The sequence below is a fragment of the Barnesiella sp. An22 genome (genome assembly GCF_963931395.1).
GTDB classification, from domain to species: Bacteria; Bacteroidota; Bacteroidia; order Bacteroidales; family Barnesiellaceae; genus Barnesiella; species Barnesiella merdigallinarum.
The window spans coordinates 2,829,418-2,847,119 of sequence record NZ_OZ007014.1; the positions used below are offsets into that span (position 1 = coordinate 2,829,418).

The following is a 17,702-nucleotide window of genomic DNA, read 5'->3' on the forward strand; positions in this document are numbered from 1 at the left end:
AAACCAAAAACATGAAAGCACCGAAATTACTACTTTCCGTGTTCGCTTGTGCCGCCGTGGTGGGAAGCTATGCCCAAAACGTGCCGACACACGATTCTTACGTGATGCCTTTCGATGACGGAAAATCCAAACCGTTCTCCGAATACTTCAGAGAGTGGGAACCGGGTACTCCCCTCTCGGAAGACGAGAATTTCTACATCGCGCGCGTTCCCATGAAAGAGCGCTTTGTAAACGCTGCCACACAGGTAGATCCCACCATGACCCAGGATCGCAAATTCTGTATGTGGACTCCCATGGGTATCTCCGATACCTACTGGCAATCGCTGCCCCGCTATGTGTTCGACGGCGATAACTTCAGCATGTGGTCCTATGTAGACTCGCAAGGCGGCTGGTCGTTGCCCTGGGTGCGCGTGCCGGGAGCATACAGCGACGTAACCCACCGCAACGGTGTGGCCAACAGTGGCGGTCTCGTGTTCTTCGACTCTTGGGGTGGTGACAACACCGAGTCCAACAACAGCGTAAATATGCTGGTTGAAAAAGAGGGAGGCCAATTCAAATGGGTTGAGAAATTCGTGAAATTCCTGCGCTACTACGGTCTTGACGGTGTAGGTATCAACCCCGAGGGTACCGTGCCCAATGCTTCGGCCCTGCAAGATTTCTTCTCGCAATGCCGCGAGTATGCCGAGTCGATTGGCTGGCAGTTCCACGTATACTGGTATGGAACCAACACCAACGACGGTTATATGAACCTCGGCTCGGATTTCAACAAATCCAAATCGGACTGGTTGTGGAAAAACGGCAAGCAAGTGGTCGATATGTATATGCTCAATTACAGCTGGAGCGGCTATGCCAGCCAGTCGGTATCGGTTGCCGAAGAGATCGGAGCCAACCCCTATACCCTCTATGCCGGTTATGACATTCAGGGCAACTGGCTGGGCCGTGGCTCGTGGAAAATGCTGAAAAAGAACAAAATGTCTATCGCTTTCTGGGGTAACCACACCACCAACATGATTTACCAGAACTCGTCGGAGTTCGGTTCGGGCGACGAAGCCGTACAAGCCTGCTACCTCGAAAAACAAGAGCAGGTATTCTCGGGCGGTTACCGCAACCCGGCCAAACGTCCGGCTGTCGCCGACGGAATCACCAGCTCGAGCGAAGCTGCCATGGAGCGATTCCACGGTATCGCCGAGTTCCTGCCGGCACGAAGCGTACTGCAAGAACTCCCCTTCGTAACCCGCTTCTGCCTGGGTAACGGTAAATCGTTCTACGAAAAAGGTGAAGTGACTTTCCCCAACAAGTGGTTCAACGTGGGTGTACAGGATTACATGCCCACCTGGCGCTGGTGGATTACCGACGACAATAAAAACGTGCCCGAAGACTGTATCGAGGGCGGCTTTACTTTCGACGATGCCTGGTATGGCGGTTCGGCCATGAAATTCAACGGCGCCACCACCGTATCGAACGTACGCCTGTTCAAGACCAATTTCAACGTATCGGAAGACGATGCCGTTTCGATGACCATCAAACTGAAAAGCGGTACCGACACCCACATGAAGCTCTTCTGGTCGTTCGTAGGCAGCGAAAACACGTTGCACTACTATGACATCACCGGTGCCAAGGAAGGCGAATGGACCACCATCTCGGCCAAAGCTTCCGAAATCGGCATGAACGGCAACGTAGCTCTCATCGGTCTCAAGTTCGAAAACACCCCTGCCAACTACGAAATCCTCATCGGCGAGATGTCTATCATCCCCGCCAAAACGTTTGCTCCGGTACAACCCACCATCACAACGGCCGAAAGCAATATCCTGAAAAAACGTACCTACAACTCGCTTGACTTCAAGTTCAGCTGGGACTGCGCATCGACCAAAAACGACAACGATCCCTCGATACCCGTCTATAACGAAGATGTAGATACCTGGTATTTCGAAGTATATGTACAGGCCAAGGGCGAAGATCCTATCCTCTGCGGTACTACCTCGTCGTGGGCTCACTATGTAGTGGGTGCTCCCGTATCGGCCAACAACGAGGTAACCGACTACCGCGTGGGTGTATGTGCCGTAGCTCCCGATGGAAAAACCAAGAGCGAAATCACCTGGACCAACTACCTGACTACGGGCTTGACGCTGGTCGACGGTATCCAATGCGACAAACCGGTAATCAAAGCCGGCGAAGAGTTCACCCTCTCGCTCATCGACCCCAACCAGGAAGAACCCATGACTTGGGAGATTTACAACGCAGTTACCGGCGGTAACGCTGTCGCATTCCAAGATGGAGGCCGTTCGTTCACGACCTCGCTCGAAGAAGAGGGTTACTACGACGTGAAAGTAACCAAGACGGATTTGAGCGAGCTCATGTACCGCGGCTATGTACAAATCTCGCCCGAGAGCACGGGTGCTATCCCCTCGATTGAAGATTTCACCGCTTCGGAGACCAACATCACGCTGACCGACAACGGCGAGCCCGTCACCCTGAGCTATACCGGTAAGAAAGGCGAAGGTACCGTATCGCGCGGCTTGCAGGTAGAAGACCCCTACATGTTCCGTATCCCGGCCGAGTTCTTGCCCAACTCACAAAGCACCTACTCGATAGGTATGTGGATCAAACCCGAAAAATTCTCTCATGCCAAATATGGTATCGGCCTCATCAACCAACGCAACATGGATATCGGCTGGCCCAACAACAACTGGGGCGCTATCTGGGTAGACATCTGGCCCGAGACATACAACGGACAAGGCACCAAGATTTTGGGGAACAACATCGTATCGTACACGATGTACAACAACGAAGCCAAAAACTCGTTCAACGGCAACAGCAACAAGCACGAGATTCCCAACTTGAACTGCTGCACCGACAGACTCCTGTTCGGTGGTGAGTCTTACGGCCTGACCGAAGGTCAATGGACGCATATCCTCATCACGTTCGACGGACACTCTCAAGCCATCTATTTCAACGGTAAGAAAATAGCCGATGACAACGCTACGAAACACTCCTACATCGGTGGCGACTGTCCTATCTACATCGGCGGTTCGCGCGTGTACAAATCGGGATTCACCGGAGTCATCGACGATGTACAGGTTTGGCACAAAGCTCTGAACGAAGAAGAAGTGGTAGAAGCCATGAAGGGCTATGTCGGTAAAGAGATACCCAGCGACCTGAAAGGCTACTGGACGTTCGAAAGCGACAACTACAATGCAAGCGAAAAAGCCTTTGACAACAAAGGTACTCTCGAAGCCAACAACAAAGCCGCTTATGTAGAGGTGAAAGGTGCCGGTGGCGAGAATACATCGCTCAACGAAGAGTACCTCATGCCTGCCAACATCAACGTAGAGGGTAACCCCGCTATGTCGGGAACACTGCCCATCACCACCACATCGACCTTTACCGTGCCCGATGCCCAGGTAAGCAACGACGGCGACGAGGCTACGGTTACTTTCGACAAGGACGGCAAATACAGCGTAACGCTTACACTGGCCAATGGCTGGGGTGAGGACGTGATGACCAAAGACGAATACATCGTGGTGGTTCTGCCCGATGCCGTTGAGGATAATCTGGTGAACAACCTCACCGTATATCCCAACCCCTTCATTGACAATGTGAACCTGCAATTTGCTGCCACCGGCAACTATGTAATCGACGTATACGATGCACAGGGTCGCCTGGTAACTACCCGCAAACACGAGGCCATGGCCGGTGAAATCTGCACGCTCACGATCAACGGAGGCAAGGGTGTTTACTACGTAGCTGTCTCGAAAGACAACAAACGTATCAGAACACTCAAAGTAGTAGCCGAGTAATCATAGAGTAATTCAACTCCACCGCACACGCTCCGTCGTGTACGGTGGAGTTTATTACATAAATTTCATTCATACACTTTATTCTTAATAGCTTTTTTATTTATGAAAAAACTTTACCTTTTGATGCTTACGGCTCTGCTGGGCGGGGCCATAGCCAATGCCCAGAGCCCTCTCGAAGGGTATGAGGCTCCTACCTATCCCACAGTAGGGAACGTAGGGAACATTGTATCATTCAGCACATCGGGTGCTTTGGAAGATCTGAACAATGTTTCTATTCCTAAAGAACCCGGTGGTAAAATCGCTCAAGAGTTGTTGGTTGCTCCGGGTAGCAAAGTAGATCTCACCATCAAGATCAACACGTGGTGGGGACAATTCGTTACCTTCTGCGATGCCAACGAATCGAAAGAGATGACCCGCCTCATCCTCTGCGGAAACTCGGGAAAAGGTGGTTTTGAAGATAAAACCAATGGCGTGACGGTATATGTCGAGGACAATACCTCGAAAGTATCGGAAGGTACGCTTCCCTCGTTCACGGTTCCTGCTTCGGCCGAAGAGGGTACCGTCTATCTGCTGCGTATGATGTTCATCGGTGGAACCGACAACGTCACTACCTACGATGGCAGCTATGCCGAGGGTACTTACTACGACGTGAAGATAACCGTCAAATCGAATATCCAGAGATATGCCATCAACTTTACCGCTCCCGAGAACGGAACGCTCTCGATCAAGAACGGCGAAACCGCCATTACTCCGGGCGAAGAGGTTGCCGAAGGTACTATCCTGGACATCGCCGCTACCCCCAACAGCGGTTATGAACTGGTATCGGTAAAGAATAACGGCGAGGTTTATCCCAACTCGACCTATACGGTCAATGCTGCTGCCAACTTCACCGCCGAGTTCAAACAACTGGCCACCACGGGCGACGCCATGTTGATGTCGGCTCCCGGTTACGGAAGCGAAGAGGCTCAACTGCGATTCAGCGATACGGCTCTGGGCTCTCACAATACCGATCAAAATCAAGTATCGAGCGATCAACGGTCGCACAACTACACCTTCTCGGCCTGGGTTTCGCCCATGGGCTACAACGGTGTATTCATGGGTCACGTACAAAACAGCATTACCTGGAAAGTCGAAGGCTCTTACGGTATAGGTGTACAAGACGGTAAACTGGCCGTATGGTATCGTATCTGGGATGGCAACTCGACGGCTTGTGCCGGTGCTACGGCCCCTGCCGTATCGGAAACAACTACGCTCTATCCCGGCGAATTTGCCTTCATTACCTTGGCAACCAGCAACAACGGCAATACATTCACCGTCTACAAAAACGGTGAGGTAGCCCTCACGCAAGAGGTAGGTCAAGGTGGTCTGGCCCTGCTCTACGATGCTTGCGACTTTGCTCTTGGCGACTCGAAATACAACCAGATGGCCTCGAAAGTAGAAGAGGTTCAGCTCTGGAACCGCACGCTTACGCCCGAGGAGATCAAAGCTTCGATGTACGGCTTCAACGAAATCCCCGACGGTCTGGTAGCTTACTATCGCCCCGAATCGGCCACGAGCACTACGGTCGAGAATCTGGCCGGCGATGTCGATGCCTACTATCGTCAGAACGGAACACTCTCGAACAAGAGCTTCCCCATGGCTTCGGCTATCCAAATGACCAACGGTCGTGAAACGGTGAACGTAACCTACAACACCCCGGCCGAAGAGAATGCCGCTTATGAGCTGCAACGCTACAACGTGGCTCTGGCTCAATCGCCTGCTGCCGTGAAAACATACAGCAACCTCTATGCTGTAAACCAAGGCAACACCTACGAAATCAACTCGATTACGGTAAACGGTGAAGCTCTCGCCAACGTAACCGACCCCATTCAAGTAGGAACCGAAGATGTAACTGTCGATGTTACCTTCTCTTTGGCTTCGGCCATCGACGAGGTAGCCGCCGAGACCATCTACTTTAACAGCAACGTGCTCTACATGCCCCAAGGTGCAACAGCCGTAGTTTACAACCTGCTGGGTAGTGCCGTAGCCGAAAGTGCCGAACCGGCCACCGATCTCTCGAACCTGCCCGCCGGTATTTACCTGGCCAAGGTTTCGATAAATGGCAATCACACGATTGTTCGTTTCAAAAAATAATTTACCTTTGCAGTGCGCCCCGTACCCGGCTCTTACGAGTGCGGGGCGTTTTTCAAAAACAGAACGGACTTCATGGAATCGCGGGACTGAGAATCTTCCATTTCACTATCCTCAAAACCATGAGAAACAAGAATACAAGACAATTGAAACTTTCAATGCAAGTAACTATCATACGTCATAGAAAAACCGATACTTTTACTCTTTTGTAGCAATGAAAAACATATTTATCCTGCTTACCTTATTCATCTCGAGCTCCATTTTTTGCAGTCAAGCACAATCTTATACCATATACCCTGCCCCGCAAAAGGTCGTAGAAGGTGAAAACTCCATAGAACTCTCCAGCCTCATCAACGTAATTTGCGAAAGCAGCATCGGCGATGTGAGCCGCAACCGCATGGAAGAGGTTCTGGAAAAAGCAGGATACACCATCACTTACGCCGACGAGGCCTCGCAAACCGCAACCAACCTCTACCTCGGTGTGAGCGGCTCCGACGGAGCTGCCGCACAATATGCCTCCGAACATAGCCTGCCTCTCACCGTATTCGATGCGGGCAGCAACAAATTCGACCCCTACCTGTTGCAAATCAACAGCAACTCACCCCATGGCGACATCGTCGTTCTGGGCAATAGCGAAGGTTCGGAATACTACGCCTTCGCCACGCTCGAACAGATATTCGAGCAAGCCGGCGGGAACTCAATCCGTCAAATTACTTTCGAAGACTATTCTCACACACAATATCGCGGTATCGTAGAGGGTTTCTACGGACACCCCTACTCGGTCGAAAACCGACTCAGCCTCTTTGAATTCTGCAAACGATTCAAACTGAACGTATTTGTATACGGTCCCAAATCAGACCCCTACCACCTGGGTAACTGGCGCGACGACTACCCCACCTCGCTCACCGAGCAACAACGCTTTTTCGGCATGATTACCCAGGACGACCTCCGCACCATCACCCAGGCCGCCAAAGCCTGCCACGTCAATTTCATCTGGGCGGCTCACCCCGGCCTGCAAAACGGCATCAACTTCAACTACAAAGACCAGATGGACCAAGGCATCGATGCCCTGATGACCAAATTTGAGCATCTTTACAACCTCGGCGTACGGGGATTCGGCGTATTTATCGACGACATGAGGTATACCCCCAGCGGCAGCATGCAGGCCTACCTGGCCGACGAGACCCAGAAGCGGTTGCGCGAACGCTTCGTCACCGACGACCCCGACGACGAAATCGCTCCCCTCTTCTTCGTACCTACCGCCTATGCCCTCAACTACGGAGGCTCCTATACCCTCAACGACCTGAAGAGTGTCGACAGCGAGGTGGTCATCGCCTTTACCGGATACGACTGCTTCTCCAACATCCGGGCCTCGGCCATCAACGACATGGCCGGCCGCGTGGGCCGCAACCCCGTGATGTGGTGGAACAACCCTGTGAACGACGACCACGACGAACGCATCTACATGCGCGAGATGACTACCCACTGGACCATCGAGAACTCGGGGGCCATCAATACTCTCAACGGACTTATACTCAACCCCATGAGCCAGGCCCAGGCCTCGAAGGTAGCTCTTTTCGGCGCCGCCGATTACAGCTGGAACCCCAACACCTTCGACGTGCACCAGAACTGGGAAGATGTCTTTGCCCGCATGGCTCGCCCGGGCGATAGTCAAACGGCCGAAGCCCTCAAATGCTTTGCCCGCTTCTCCGACGCCCTGGTCGAGGACGACGAGATGATTGCCCTCTACGACGGTTTCAAATCGCACTTCGGGGGCTCGACCTTCCCGGCCGAAGCTGCCCAACTGCGCACCGAGCTGGGGAACCTCAACCAGGCCTGCAACTACATCGAGACCCTGAAAGACAGCGAATACAACGACTACCGTCTGATCTACGAAGACCTGCGCTGCTGGAATGCCAAGCTCAAAACCTTGAGTGCGATTGCTCTCACCGCCCTCGACATACTCGAAAACGACGGCTCCATGTCGCGGGCCGAAGGGTGGGAGAAATACCTCTCGCTGCAACAGCTCTACAACGGCATGAGCAACGACTCGACCTACCTCATCAGCGCACTCGAAGGGTACGGCACATCGACCTACGAGGTACACTACGAAGTGACCCCGGGCGACAGCTACCTGCGGCCGTTTGTCGAATACCTGGTCGGGAAAGCCGGCAACAACGTGCCGGGAACATGGCCCGAAAAGGATACCATTCAAATCATCTCCAACCTCGAGAGTTGGGAAGGGGTGAACCTCACGACCGAGTCTACCTCGTTCGAGTTGAGCGGACTCGACGCCCTCACCCTCGACCCGAATGAATATATCGGTATCTACTTCGGCAACCTCGAGAAAATCGACGTGGCCGCCACCGAGCTCACGCCCGGCATTGAGGTAGAGGTATCGGTCAACGGCAAACAGTGGAGCGCAGTACAACTGCCCGTCAGCGAACAGACCGTAGCCTACATACGACTCAAGAATACCGGCGACGAGAGCTTGACCGTCGGCTCCGACCGGCTGAGCGGCTCGTGCCTGTTCACCCCGGTAAGCACCACCCCCACGGTATCGACCAACATACCGCAATACGAATATTACGACCTCGACCGCGTTATCGACGGTAACCCCGACTCCTTCTTCTGGAGCAGCGAAGCCCAGGCCGAAGGGCAATACATCATGCTCACCTACCCCAACTCGCAACCGCAATACGAGATTACGGTCACCTTTACCGCCAACGACCAACCCTCGGGAACGGTCGCCATCGAAATATCGGACGACAATACCCAGTGGACTCCCATAGCCGAATTTACCGCCGAGCAGCTCGACGATACCTACTCGTTCACCTGCAACGCCAACGGAGAGTCGGCCCGCTATGTGCGGTTCGTCATCCGCAGCTACTCCGGCGGCTATTGGCTGCAAGTAGCCGAGTTCAAGAGCGAGATGGCCGCCAAAGAGACCCAAACCGCCGACCAGGACGGCAAGCAGATTGCCACCCTCTCAGACCGCGACCTTACGACCAGCTATCGTCCCACCGCAGCCGGATACATCGAGCACCGCTTCATCGAAAACCTCAACATCGAGACAATCGAGATTTTCCACAACACGACGTTCGACAACCGGTATGAGCTCCCCACCATCTACGTCAACAACGGTACCGAATGGATAGAGACGGGGCAACTCAGCTCGCTCTGCACCATCATCGACACCCACGAAATGGAACTGGTTACAGCCATCAAAATCGAGTGGAACGAAGAGAACATTCCCACTCTGTACGAGATACTCCCCTGTGGTACCCCCTATGTAGAGAAGCCCGGAACCGCTACCGCCATCGAGCAACCCGCCAGTGCAGGCACACGCCTCTATACCCGCGACAACCGTCTGCATGTAGAGTCCGATGCTACCATCACCAGCCTTACGCTGTACGACTTGAGCGGCCGTATCGTAGCCCGCTTCGCTCCTCAGGCAAGCACATTCGAGACGATGCTCGACACCACCATGCCCCGGGTACTCATTGCTCGAGTAAGCGACGGCAATCAAAACATCTCGACTTATAAAATAATATGGTAATCCAATCAGTTAATATATAAAGGAGAAAAACAAGAAAGAATATAAACATCTATAAATAAACAACATGAAACAAACAATGCTTTGGCTGGGATTGGGATTGCTCCTCTTTTCGAGCTGTACCAATTCATCGGAAACCCAGTTACAATATTCCGATTTTGTGAATCCGTTCATCGGGACGGGTGGTCACGGACACACGTTTCCCGGTGCAGTGGTTCCTCACGGAATGATACAACCGAGTCCCGATACCCGCATTTACGAGTGGGATGCCTGCTCGGGATACCACTACTCCGACAGCACAATCAACGGTTTTTCCCACACTCACCTGAGCGGTACCGGGTGCGGTGACTACGGCGACATTCTGCTGATGCCGACCGTAGGCAAACAAGACTACCGATACCTGGGTGCCGAGAGTCAGCAAACGGCCTACGCCTCGCCCTTCTCGCACAGCCGCGAAACGGCCACCCCGGGCTACTACTCGGTTATGCTCGACCGCTACCAAGTCAAAGCCGAACTGACGGCCACCGAACGGGCCGCCATGCACCGCTATCACTTCCCCGAGAGCCAGCAGGCCGGTTTTATCGTAGACCTCGACTACAGCCTGCAAGGGCAGCAGAATCTCGATATGAAACTCAATACCCTGAGCGATACCGAAATCGTGGGTTGGAAACGCACCAAAGGGTGGGCCGACAACCAGTCGATCGGATTCTACATGAAGTTTTCGAAACCCTTCACCTGCCAGATTGTCGACACGGTAATCGACATCATGCGCAACGGCAAACCGTATAAACTGGAGCAGAAGAAAGCCCTGCTTCAATTTGCCACGACCCAAGACGAAGAGGTGCTCGTGAAGGTAGGTATCTCGGCTGTCGACATCGACGGGGCCCGTCGCAACGTCGAGACCGAAATCCCCCACTGGGACTTCGACAGCATTGCCATACAGGCCAAAGAGAAGTGGAACGACTACCTGGGTACCATCGAGGTCGAGACCGACAACGAGACCCAGAAGCGCATCTTCTATACCGCCCTCTACCACACGGCCATACACCCCAGCCTCTTCTCCGATGCCGACGGTCGCTACCGCGGACTCGACCAGATGATACACCAGACCAAACCGGGGAAAGAAATCTACACCGTATACTCGTTGTGGGATACCTTCAGAGCATTGCACCCCCTGCTCACCATCACTCAACCCGAGTTGAACGACAAGCTGATCATGTCGCTCATGGAGAAATATCACGAGGGAGGTATCCTGCCCATGTGGGAGCTGGCCGGCAACTACACCGCCACCATGATCGGCTACCACGCCGTACCGGTCATTGTCGATGCCTACATGAAAGGATTCAACAAAATCGACGGCCACGAACTGCTCGAGGCCTGCATCAGAAGCTCGGTATACGACACGACCGGTATCATTGCCCCCAGCCGCATGGTCAACGGCCTGGTACCCATCTCGAAATATTATAAAAACAAAATCGGTTATATTCCTTACGATAAGGAAAACGAATCGGTAGCCAAAGGTCTTGAATATGCCTACAACGACTGGTGCATCTCCCAACTGGCCGAAGCCATAGGCGACACGACCACCTACGAAAAATACAAGAGTCTCAGCCAAGCCTATGCCAACTATTACGATGCCCAGACCAAATTCATGCGGGGCAAAGACCTCGACGGCAAATGGCACTCGCCCTTCCACCCCCGTTCGTCGGACCACCGCAACGACGACTATTGCGAGGGTACCGCCTGGCAGTGGACCTGGTTCGTACCCCACGATATAGACGGCCTCGTAACCCTGATGGGCGGTCAGGAGCAATTCATCGACCGGCTCGACTCGCTCTTCCTGGCCGACTCGAAACTCGAGGGTGACCTCGTGTCGTCCGACATCTCGGGCCTCATCGGCCAGTATGCCCACGGCAACGAACCCAGCCACCACATCGCCCACCTCTACAACTATGTGAACCAGTCGTGGAAGACGCAACAGCTCATCGACACCATCCTCTACAACCAATACTTCGACGACCCCAACGGTCTCTCGGGTAACGAGGATTGCGGACAGATGTCGGCCTGGTACGTACTCAACGCCATGGGCTTCTACCAAGTATGCCCCGGCTCGCCCATCTACTCGGTAGGCCGCCCCATCTTCGACAAGGTCACCATCAACCTGTCGAACGGCAAGAAGTTCGAAATCGTAGCCAACAACAACTCGCGTACCAACAAGTACATACAAAGCATACGTCTCGACAACATCCTGCTCGAGTCGCCCTTCTTCATGCACAGCGACATCATGAAGGGAGGACGCATTGTCGTCGACATGGGCAACACCCCGGTAAAGCAATAAATTCTTAAGCAATAATCATCCATAATACACAATCCAGTATGAAAAGATTCAATCGTTATCTCGCACTCGTGGCAGCAGTCCTGGCCTTGATCTCCTGCCAGAGCGAAGAAAACAGTTACGACCTGATTCCCTACCCCAACCACATCGAACAGATACCGGGGCGATTCTCCTTTGACAAAGGGACACAGATATTTGTCTCGCCCGAATGCGGCGACGAGGTAACCGGCGTACTGCAACAATTTGCCGACCAGTTCCAAAAGACCAGCGGCATGGAGTTGAAGTTTGCCGATGAAGAACGCAACAACGCCATCGTGGTGAAGGCAAACCCCGATTTGGCCGACGAAGCTTACCGCCTGAACATCGGTAAGAACAAAATCGAAATTGCCGCAGCTACCCCCAACGGCGTACGCTTTGCCTTGCAGACCGTCAAACAACTGCTCCCAGCAGCTGTCTACGGCGATACGCTGGCAACAGGTGCCAACTGGTCGGTTCCCTGCGCCGCCATCGACGACGCTCCGCGATTCGGATACCGCGGCCTGCACTTAGACGTAGCCCGTCACTTCTTCTCGACCGACGAGGTGAAACGCATTCTCAACGTCATGGCCGTGCACAAGCTCAACACGTTGCACTGGCACCTCACCGACGACCAGGGCTGGCGCATCGAAATCAAGAAGTACCCCCGTCTGACCGAAGTGGGCAGCATGCGCAGCAAAACGATGATTGCCAAAGAGTGGGACAACTACGACAACACCCCCTATGGCGGATTCTATACGCAAGACGAACTGCGCGACATCGTGAAGTATGCCGCCGACCTGGGTATCACCATCATCCCCGAAATCGACCTGCCCGGCCACATGATGGCCGCCTTGGCCTCCTACCCCGAGTTGGGTTGTACCGGTGGCCCGTATGAGGTTTCGGGACAGTGGGGCATCCGCGACGATGTGCTCTGCGCCGGTAAGGACAAGACTTTCGAATTTATCGACAACGTACTGCTCGAGGTGATGGATATTTTCCCCTCGAAATACATTCATATCGGTGGTGACGAGTGCCCCAAAGTGCGTTGGGAGAAGTGCCCCGCCTGCCAGGCCCGCATCAAGCAACTGGGTCTCAAAGACGATGAGCACGGCACGGCCGAACACTACCTGCAAGGCTACGTAACCGAGCGTGTCGAGAAGTTCCTCAGCGACCACGGCCGTGAGATGATCGGTTGGGACGAGATTATGGAGGGCGGACTCTCGACCCATGCCACCATCATGTCGTGGCGCGGTGTAAGCAACGGCATCGAAGCTGCCAAACAAGGACACGACGTGATTATGACCCCCACCAACCCGCTCTACTTCGACTACTACCAGTCGCGCGACACCCAAAGCGAGCCGCTCGCCATCGGCGGATACAACCCGGTAGACCTGGTCTACAAGTTCAACCCCGTGTCCGAGGAGTTGACCGAAGAGGAGGCCCGGCACATTCTGGGTACACAAGCCAACGTCTGGACCGAATACATGCTCACCAACGAACAGCTCGAATACATGATTCTCCCCCGTCTCGCCGCCTTGAGCGAAGTACAGTGGGACCAACTGGAGAATAAGGACTACGACCGATTCCTCAACCACATCGGCCACATCCTGGAAATCTACAACGCCATGGGACTCAACTACGCCAAACACCTCTTCGAGGTAGAGGGCGAGTACACCGTAAACGACAGCAAAAACTGCATCGAGGCTACGCTGCGCACGCAGGGCGATGCCCCCATCTACTACACCCTCGACGGCTCCGAGCCCACCACGGCCAGCACCCTCTACACGGGCCCGATCGAAATCAGCACCGACAGCGACACCTGCACCTTGAAGGCTATCGTCGTGCGCGATCAGGTGAAGACCCGCACCCTGGTGCGCCCCTTCTCGTTCAACAAAGCGACCGGGCACCTGGCTGAACTCAAAGATGCTCCCAACCCGAAATACACGTTTGGTGGAGCTTCGGTACTGACCGACGGTATCCGCGGCGATTTCAACTACAGCAACAGCTGCTGGCTGGGCTTTATCGACACCCCGCTCGATGCCACCATCGACCTGGGCGACACCCAGTCGGTAAGCAGCGTGCAGATAGGTTCGCTCGTACAATACTCCGAGTATATCTTCCCCCCGACGAAAATCACGGTCTATGCCGCCGACGGCGATAACCCCATGACCGAGATAGGCAAGCTCGACATACCCGTGGCACCCAAACAAGATGCCGACGGTGTGCGCCAATACACCTGCGAATTCCCCTCGGTACCGGCCTCCAAGATACGGGTCGTAGTCGAGACCACCAGCCAGATTCCCGCCTGGCACGGCGCCCATGGCGAAAAGGGCTGGCTCTTTGTCGACGAAATTTCCATCAACTAATCACCCTGCACACACATGACCAAACGCAATCTATTCCATAGCGCACTGTTTGCCCTCCTCCTGCTGGTGGGGGCAAGCAGTTGCAGCCAACAACCCAAAGAGCTCGACATCATCCCCATGCCCCGGTCGGTCGAGTATCACCGGGGAACATTCACCCTCTCGCCCGAGACGAAGTTCTACGCGTCGCTCTCGCCCGAGAGCAAACAGGCCCTGGCCCGCTACCTCGAGGGTACGGCTCTCGGTCAAGTTGCATTTGCCGACGAGGCCACCGGTAACGACGGCATCGAGTTGACCCTCTGCGACACGGCCACCGTGCCCGAAGCCGAGGGCTACCGCCTCGAAATCGGCAAGAAGGGGATACACCTCTCGGCCAGTACCGAGACGGGTATCTTCTACGGCATACAGACCCTGCTCCAGCTGCTGAACAACGGCGACGGCAAGAGCCTCCCCGCCGTGACCATAGCCGACTCACCCCGATTCCCCTACCGGGGCATGCACCTCGACGTGTCGCGCCACTTCTACGACAAGGAGTTTGTGAAGAAACAGCTCGACGCCATGGCCTACTTCAAGATGAACCGCCTCCACTGGCACCTCACCGACGGTGCCGGCTGGCGCATAGAAATCAAGAAATACCCCCGCCTCACCTCGTTTGCCGCCTGGCGTCCCTTTGAGAAGCTGAACGACTGGTGGACCGGCGGCCGCACCTTCTGCGACCAGGACGACCCGCGCGCCGTGGGCGGATATTACACGCAAGACGACATCCGCGAGGTGGTAGCCTATGCCGCCGAGCGCCACATCACCGTCATCCCCGAAATCGAGATGCCGGGCCACTCCGAAGAGGTGCTGGCCACCTATCCCGAGCTCTCCTGCTCGGGCAAACCCTATGTCGATGCCGACTACTGCATCGGCAACGAGAAGACTTTCGAGTTTCTCGAGAACGTGCTGCTCGAGGTGATGGACCTCTTCCCCTCGGAGTATATCCACATCGGGGGCGACGAGGCTTCGAAAAACGGCTGGCGCAACTGCCCCCGCTGCAAGAAGCGGATGGCCGACGAGCACCTGGCTTCGGTCGAGGAGCTGCAGAGCTACATGATACACCGCATCGAGCGGTTCCTCAACGACCACGGCCGTAAGCTCATCGGCTGGGACGAGATTATCGAGGGCGGACTCACCCCCACCGCTACCGTCATGTCGTGGCGTGGCGAAGAGGGTGCCATTCATGCCGTCAAGGCCGGCAACGCCGCCATCATGACCCCCGGCAAATATTGCTACCTCGATGCCTATCAGGATGCCCCCAACACCCAACCGCTGGCTATCGGTGGATACCTCACCCTCGAGAAGGCCTATTCGTTCGAGCCTGTCCCCGACTCGCTCTCGACCGAGGAGGCTGCCCTCATCAAGGGCGTGCAAGGCAACGTGTGGACCGAGTACATGCCCACCCCCGAGCACACCGAATACATGATATACCCCCGCATTCTGGCCTTGGCCGAGGTGGGCTGGACACCGGCCGAACTGAAAGACTGGTCCAGCTTCCACACCCGTGCCCTCCACGCTGTGAACTACCTGCGCAGCCGGGGATACAACCCCTTCCCCCTCGACAAGGAGGTGGGCGACAAACCCGAGTCGCTGCAACCCGTAGAGCACCTGGCCCTGCACAAGAGCGTGACCTATGCCACCCCGTACAGCAAGCAATATGCCGCACAGGGCGACCAGACGCTCGTCGATGGCGTACGGGGCGGCTGGATGTACAACGACGACCGTTGGCAGGGATTCCTCAACAGCGACCTCGACGTGACCATCGACCTGGGCAGCGAGACCGCCATCCAGGAGGTGAGCGCCGAATTCCTGCAACTGAAGGGCCCGTATGTATGGCTGCCCAAGCAGGTGACCATCTCGGCCTCGACCGACGGCAAGGAGTATAAGCCTCTGGCAACTGTCGACAACGACATCTCGCCCGACATCGACACCCTCCAGTTCAAGACCTTCGGCTGGCAAGGCAACACACAGGCCCGTTACGTGCGGTATCAGGCACAGTCGAACGGCATTGCCGGCGGCTGGCTCTTCACCGACGAAATCATTATCCGATAAACGACTATACGCAAAAAGCTATCTATAAACAAGAAAAAATGGAGAAGAAAAGCAAAGGAAAATCGACCAATCCCATTGCATGGGTTCCCACAGTCTATTTCGCCATGGGACTGCCGTTCATCGCGGTCAATCTCGTATCGACGTTCATGTTCAAAGACTTAGGAATATCCGATACACAAATCGCGTTCTGGACCTCAATCATCATGTTGCCGTGGACTTTGAAGTTTCTTTGGAGCCCGTTTCTGGAGATGTACCGCACCAAGAAGTTCTTCGTCGTGGTCACCCAGTTGCTGAGCGGACTCCTCTTCGGCGTGATAGCCTTCTCGCTGAAGTTCGATTATTTCTTTGCCATCAGCATCTCGACGATGGCCGTCATCGCCCTGAGCGGTGCCACGCACGACATCGCCTGCGACGGCGTGTACATGGCCGAGCTCTCGCCCGAAGACCAGGCCAAATACATCGGGGTGCAGGGTGCCTTCTACAACATTGCCAAGCTGGTGGCCAACGGCGGACTGGTAGCCGTGGCCGGCATGCTGGCCGAGCACTTCGGGGCTGTCGAAGGGGCTTCGATACAGGAGAACATGCCCGCCTATAAGGAGGCGTGGATGATTATCTTCATCATCATCTCGGCGCTGCTGCTGGTGCTGGGCCTCTACCACTCGCGCATGTTGCCCTGCACACAAGTACCATCGACCCAAAAACGGTCGAGTGCCGAGGTTCTGCACGAGCTGTGGGAGGTCATCAAAAACTTCTTCACCAAGAAACACATCATCTACTACATCTGCTTCATCATCCTCTACCGCTTTGCCGAAGGCTTCATCATGAAGATAGCCCCGCTCTTCCTGCGCTCGTCGCGCGACATCGGCGGACTGGGACTTACGCTCACCCAAATCGGTACGCTCAACGGCGTGTTCGGGTCGGCCGCCTTCGTGCTGGGCTCGCTGCTGGCCGGTATCTATGTGTCGCGCCGGGGGTTGAAAAAGACGCTCTTCACACTCTGCTGCGTCTTCAACTTCCCCTTTGTAGCCTACACGCTGCTGGCGGTGTTCCAGCCCGAGAACCTCTACGTGATCGGCGCCGGCATCATCACCGAGTACTTCGGCTACGGCTTCGGTTTCGTGGGCCTCACCCTCTTTATGATGCAGCAGATTGCTCCGGGCAAACACCAGATGTCGCACTACGCCTTTGCCTCGGGCATCATGAATCTGGGTGTGATGCTGCCGGGTATGATGAGTGGTTTCTTCAGCGACTGGCTGGGCTACGAGAAGTTCTTCATCTACGTCCTGCTGGCCACCATCCCGTCGTTGCTGATCACCTATTTCATCCCCTTCACCTACGACGATTCGAAAAAACAGCAAGAGAAATAACACCGCCTCATGGCCGTGTCAAATAAAATGCCGATATTTATCGGG

Annotated in this window: 7 protein-coding genes; all 7 read left to right on the forward strand. The window is 54.9% G+C overall.

Going from position 1 to position 17,702, the window contains the following annotated elements:
* Positions 1–11 precede the first annotated feature (11 nt).
* The 7 genes from ABGT88_RS11755 (at position 12) to ABGT88_RS11785 (ending at position 17,657) form a co-directional block, all read left to right on the forward strand.
* Positions 12–3,797 carry an endo-beta-N-acetylglucosaminidase gene (locus ABGT88_RS11755; RefSeq protein WP_346702277.1) on the forward strand — a complete coding sequence of 1,262 codons (3,786 nt, stop codon included), beginning with the start codon at positions 12–14 and terminating at the stop codon, positions 3,795–3,797.
* A gap of 102 nt (positions 3,798–3,899) precedes the next feature.
* Positions 3,900–5,930 carry a LamG-like jellyroll fold domain-containing protein gene (locus ABGT88_RS11760; protein ID WP_346702279.1) on the forward strand — a complete coding sequence of 677 codons (2,031 nt, stop codon included), beginning with the start codon at positions 3,900–3,902 and terminating at the stop codon, positions 5,928–5,930.
* 211 nt (positions 5,931–6,141) lie between these two features.
* On the forward strand, positions 6,142–9,486 hold the full coding sequence (locus tag ABGT88_RS11765) for a beta-N-acetylglucosaminidase domain-containing protein (protein WP_346702281.1): 3,345 nt from the start codon (positions 6,142–6,144) through the stop codon (positions 9,484–9,486).
* 64 nt (positions 9,487–9,550) lie between these two features.
* A complete protein-coding gene (locus ABGT88_RS11770) occupies positions 9,551–11,821 on the forward strand; it encodes a GH92 family glycosyl hydrolase (protein ID WP_346702283.1) in 2,271 nt (756 codons plus the stop codon).
* Positions 11,822–11,859: 38 nt separating this feature from the next.
* Complete coding sequence (locus ABGT88_RS11775; RefSeq protein ID WP_346702285.1) at positions 11,860–14,202, forward strand: family 20 glycosylhydrolase; 2,343 nt, start codon at positions 11,860–11,862, stop codon at positions 14,200–14,202.
* 15 nt (positions 14,203–14,217) lie between these two features.
* A complete protein-coding gene (locus ABGT88_RS11780; RefSeq protein WP_298662483.1) occupies positions 14,218–16,290 on the forward strand; it encodes a family 20 glycosylhydrolase in 2,073 nt (690 codons plus the stop codon).
* 38 nt (positions 16,291–16,328) lie between these two features.
* Positions 16,329–17,657 (forward strand): MFS transporter, encoded by a 1,329-nt coding sequence (locus ABGT88_RS11785; RefSeq protein ID WP_087408354.1) that lies wholly within the window; start codon positions 16,329–16,331, stop codon positions 17,655–17,657.
* Positions 17,658–17,702 lie beyond the last annotated feature (45 nt).